This window comes from Candidatus Hydrogenedens sp., assembly GCA_035378955.1.
GTDB lineage: Bacteria > Hydrogenedentota > Hydrogenedentia > Hydrogenedentales > Hydrogenedentaceae > Hydrogenedens.
Map to the genome: position 1 here is coordinate 1 of DAOSUS010000129.1, position 4312 is coordinate 4312.

The following is a 4312-nucleotide window of genomic DNA, read 5'->3' on the forward strand; positions in this document are numbered from 1 at the left end:
AGAGTTCAGCGATTACTTCCTGTCCGGTAGGTTTCTTTAATGCGAAACCTAATTTAGCACATACCCGTAGCATGGCTCTATTTTCGGGTAATATTGTTCCATAGAGTCTTTTCACGCCTTCTGTTCTGGCAATTTGTATAAGTCGGCGTAACATTTCAGTCCCCAATCCATGTCCTTGATAAAGGTCGCTTATCATTAACGCAAATTCTGCATCCTGTGTGCCATATATCTTTACAATCCTGCCCACGCCTAAAATAGAACTTTCTCCCGTTGCTTTGTTTTTTTCTATAGCCACAAGAGCAATACTACGGTCATAATCCACAAAACAAATTTCTGTGAGTCGTTCATGTTGCGTGCGAATATGCAAAGGTTGCAATTGAAAATAGCGGAAATAAACCGTGTTATCGCTTAAAGTTTCATGAAAACGAATCATAAGATTCTCATCCTCAGGTCGAATAGGTCTGAGAATAATTTCATTACCTTTTTTTGATGTCCAACTATATGTATATTCATTTGGATATGGACGGATAGCTAATTTCGGAAATGCCTCCATAGGTGTTTCTAAAGGATAAAGTAAAATAGAAGCATTTAACGCCACAATTCGTTTTGGAGATATTACAATAGGATTTATTTCCAACCCCTGAATTAATCGTTGCTCACATATCATATAACTTATCTGAACAAGCAAATGTTCCAATTCCTCCACATTAAATCCTTTACATATTTTACCCGCTTTAAGTGCTTTATAAATCTCCGTGTCCTCAATCATTCTACGAGCTAATGTCGTATTTAGTGGAGGTAATCCTGTCGCTCTGTCTTCAAAGATATAAGACATCCTGCCTCCCGACCCAAAATATATATAAGGTCCAAATAAGGGGTCAATTTTGCTTCCAATACAAATCTCAATCCCATCACGAGGAACTAACGGTTGAACAGCAATACCCGGGAAAACACATGCATTAGCTCCTTCGGTTACAAAATCAAGCAAAGCTCGGTATGCCTTCCGAACGGCATTTTCATCATGTAGGTTTAATAAAACACCTCCGGGGTCTGCTGAAATTTTACCACTTAAGAGAACCCTGCGAAGAACGACGGGATAACCGAGATTTTTAGCAATATGTACCGCCTCCGTTTCATCATGGGCAATATGCGTTTCGATGAGATTAATACCATAAGCCGATAAAACATCTTTTGTAGCAGATGGAGTTAATATTACCTGTCCCTGCTTTACAGCATATTCAATGGTTGTTTTAGCCAATAACTTTTGGGAGTAATACTCACTGGTTTCCTCATGAGCACTGGGCGTTTCATATAGTCCTTTTAATTGATATGAGTAGTGCCACATGGATTGAAAAACTCGTGCCGCAATATCCGGATAATCTAAAGTAGGTATCCCTGAGTTATTTAACAATTGTTGACCTTCTTCTACTTTGTAACCTCCCATCCAGCTTGCAAGGATAGGTTTTTTATAGGGATTTTTTATTTTTATCAATTCTTCAGCCGTTTCTAAAGGCTTTGTCATTACTTGGGGAGTTAATATCACCAGAAGACCGTCAGCCCCTTCGTCCTTCAAAACAACCTCCGCGGATTGAGCATATCTTTTAGGGTCTGCATTTGCCAATAAATCTACGGGATTATCATGATTCCAGTACGGAGGCAAAATTTCGTTGAGTTCATTAATTGTTTTTGAATTAAGAGTTGCAATCGTTCCACCTGCTGCTACAAGTGCATCCGTTGCAAGAATACTGGGTCCTGCGGCATTGCTAATTATTGCAAGACGATTGCCCTTAGGACGCGGTTGTTTCCCCAAAACAATAGCCATATCAAACAGTTGCTGAATATTATCAACACGAAGCACACCACAACGCTTTAATGCAGCTGAAAATACTTCATCACTGCACAATTCTCCTCCAACATAATAGGGGGTATTTCGTGCTAATTTTGCCCCTAATTCCGTTCTACCACCCTTTAATAATATAATCGGTTTATGTAATGCAACCTCCCTTGCTGAGGATAGAAAAGAACGCACATCGCCTAAAGCCTGCATATAAATTACAATGCTTTTCGTGTAAGGGTCATCTCCTAAATAATAAATCAAATCCGCCCAATTAACATCTACCATCGTTCCAAAAGAAACAAATTTACTGAAACCAACTTTAACATGAAAACTCCAATCCAGAATAGCCGCTCCAACGGCACCACTTTGAGTAATGAAACCTACGGTCCCTTTTTCCGCAATATGAGGTGCAAATGCTGAATTTAAGCCGATAATGGGATTCATAATCCCTAAACTATTAGGTCCAATTACCCGTATTTTATTAGGATAAATAAGTTTTCTAATCTCTTCTTCTAATGCTTTCCCTGCTTCTCCTGTTTCACTGAATCCCGCAGATATGATAATGCACCCCTTTACAGAAGATTCAATACATTCTCGAAGGATATAAGGGACTGTAGGAGCAGGAGTTATAATCACTGCTAAATCAATGGGTTCAGGAATGGATTTAATGTCAGGATAGGCTAACATTCCAAGGACTTGATGGCGATTCGGATTTACTGCATAAACAGTTCCTCCAAAAGGACTGCTCATTAAATTCCATAGGACTGTTCTGCCAACACTATCTATTTTGTCCGTTGCTCCGATAACGGCAACCGTTCGTGGCATAAAGAATGCATCAAGAGGATGTCGAATTTCTTCTTCTGGCGAAACAATTTGTATAGACATATCCATTACCCTGTATTGTCATCAGGAAATTATACATTATTCTATGTTATCAAGAGCATAAATTTAAATATGAATAACATACCAGTTTGAAATCGAGTAATAATATGTTTTACATTAAAGACAATGAAATTCCGTGAGCATGAGCTTACGGAGAAATCTTAACCTATATCGAGGGAGGTTATTAGTATGTCCCAAGTAGCTGAATTCTTCAACCAACTATCATCCAAAGTTGACCCCGCTAAAATTAAAGGGATGAATGTAACTTATCAGTTCGTCATCACCGGGGATGATGGGGGAGAATGGGCAGTTGCCGTTGCTAATGAACAACTTTCCGTGACACAAGGAAAAGCAGAGAAAGCCAATATTACATTGACAATTTCTGCCAGCGATTTCCTTGACCTGGTTGCCGGAAAGTTGAACGGTCAGACGGCATTTCTGACAGGCAAACTTAAGATTCAGGGCGATATGACTCTCGCATTGAAATTACAGTCTGTCTTCAATCTTGGCTAATTTTTTTTTAGCAGGGAATACTTAACGGTAGGTATTCCCTGCTTGCTTATCTATGAACTTAAAAAAGAAAATAAGTGCTCTTGTTTCTTTTACTATTTTTTGTGTTATATTTGCATTCTTTCTTTGTCAGTGTAAAAAAAATAATTCTCCCCCTATTTCCGAACATACCTATTCTATTAATTCGAATACAGTTTTTATACAAATTGTATCACCTAATTCAACTAATAGGACAGAGAAGAAGGTTGCTATTGTTGTCTTTGCAGAAGAAGGCGAAGATATAGAAGAAATAAAATCCGTTTTGGGTGATTTTATTAGCAACGAATATAAATTAGTATTCTTGTTAGCTGATTGGTTGTCTATATTCTATAAGTATAAAGATTCTTCTGCTACCAACAATAATATAAACTCCATTTGTAATCTCTTAAATAATACTCTTTCGCAAGATAAAAAATTTATTCTGTTAACAGGCAAATTAGGATGTTTTTCCCTCTGCAAGGAAATTCAATCGGACTGTATAGAAGGACTAATCCTACTTTCTCCCTATTGTGACCTTAACAGTTTGGATATAATAAACAATAATGTTCTCAATACCCCGACATTTATCTCTGTCGGAGAAAACGATAAAAACGCATATAATTTTTCCTTACAGTTATATCAAAAAAACCGTTCCTTTTGTGAGATGAGAACTTATCCAACAGATGATACAGGTTTCGTTTTGTTGAAATCATTTGCTCATGCGAAAGAACAAATAAAATTATGGATAGAAACTATAATGACAAGGAATAATTAGTTTGTGCTGATTAGAAATAAGGCTAATTCTCATATAGTTATAATATTTTTTCTTTTGGGAATCGGAATTTTATCGGGTTTTACTTGCTTTTCTGCGGAGGGCACACAATTCCAAACATCATTTACTATACAGCGCGGTGCAATACTTATAAATTCAAATAAGAATTATTTCCCATCGTTCTATCTGTTGGATACAGGAGTGTCTATCCCTATATTAGAAAGAAAAGATGAAGCAGATAAAGAGGAATATCAAAAATACAATAATGTTATCTTAAAAGATTTGGATTATAG

At 37.1% G+C, this 4312-nt stretch carries 4 protein-coding genes; 3 read left to right on the plus strand and 1 reads right to left on the minus strand.

Going from position 1 to position 4312, the window contains the following annotated elements; genetic code table 11:
* Positions 1-2722: bifunctional acetate--CoA ligase family protein/GNAT family N-acetyltransferase (locus tag PLA12_14460; GenBank protein HOQ33692.1), on the minus strand; the 2722-nt coding region annotated here is incomplete at its 3' end.
* Between the two features lie 180 nt (positions 2723-2902).
* On the opposite strand from PLA12_14460, the gene PLA12_14465 reads away from it, so the two are divergent.
* The 3 genes from PLA12_14465 to PLA12_14475 all read left to right on the plus strand — a co-directional run.
* Positions 2903-3232, plus strand: a complete 330-nt coding sequence (locus PLA12_14465; GenBank protein ID HOQ33693.1) for an SCP2 sterol-binding domain-containing protein — start codon at positions 2903-2905, stop codon at positions 3230-3232.
* 52 nt (positions 3233-3284) lie between these two features.
* Entirely contained in the window at positions 3285-4022 is a 738-nt protein-coding gene (locus PLA12_14470) for a hypothetical protein (protein HOQ33694.1), read from the plus strand.
* 3 nt (positions 4023-4025) lie between these two features.
* Positions 4026-4312, plus strand: a 287-nt coding sequence (locus tag PLA12_14475; GenBank protein ID HOQ33695.1) for a hypothetical protein, incomplete at its 3' end; no start/stop codon positions are given.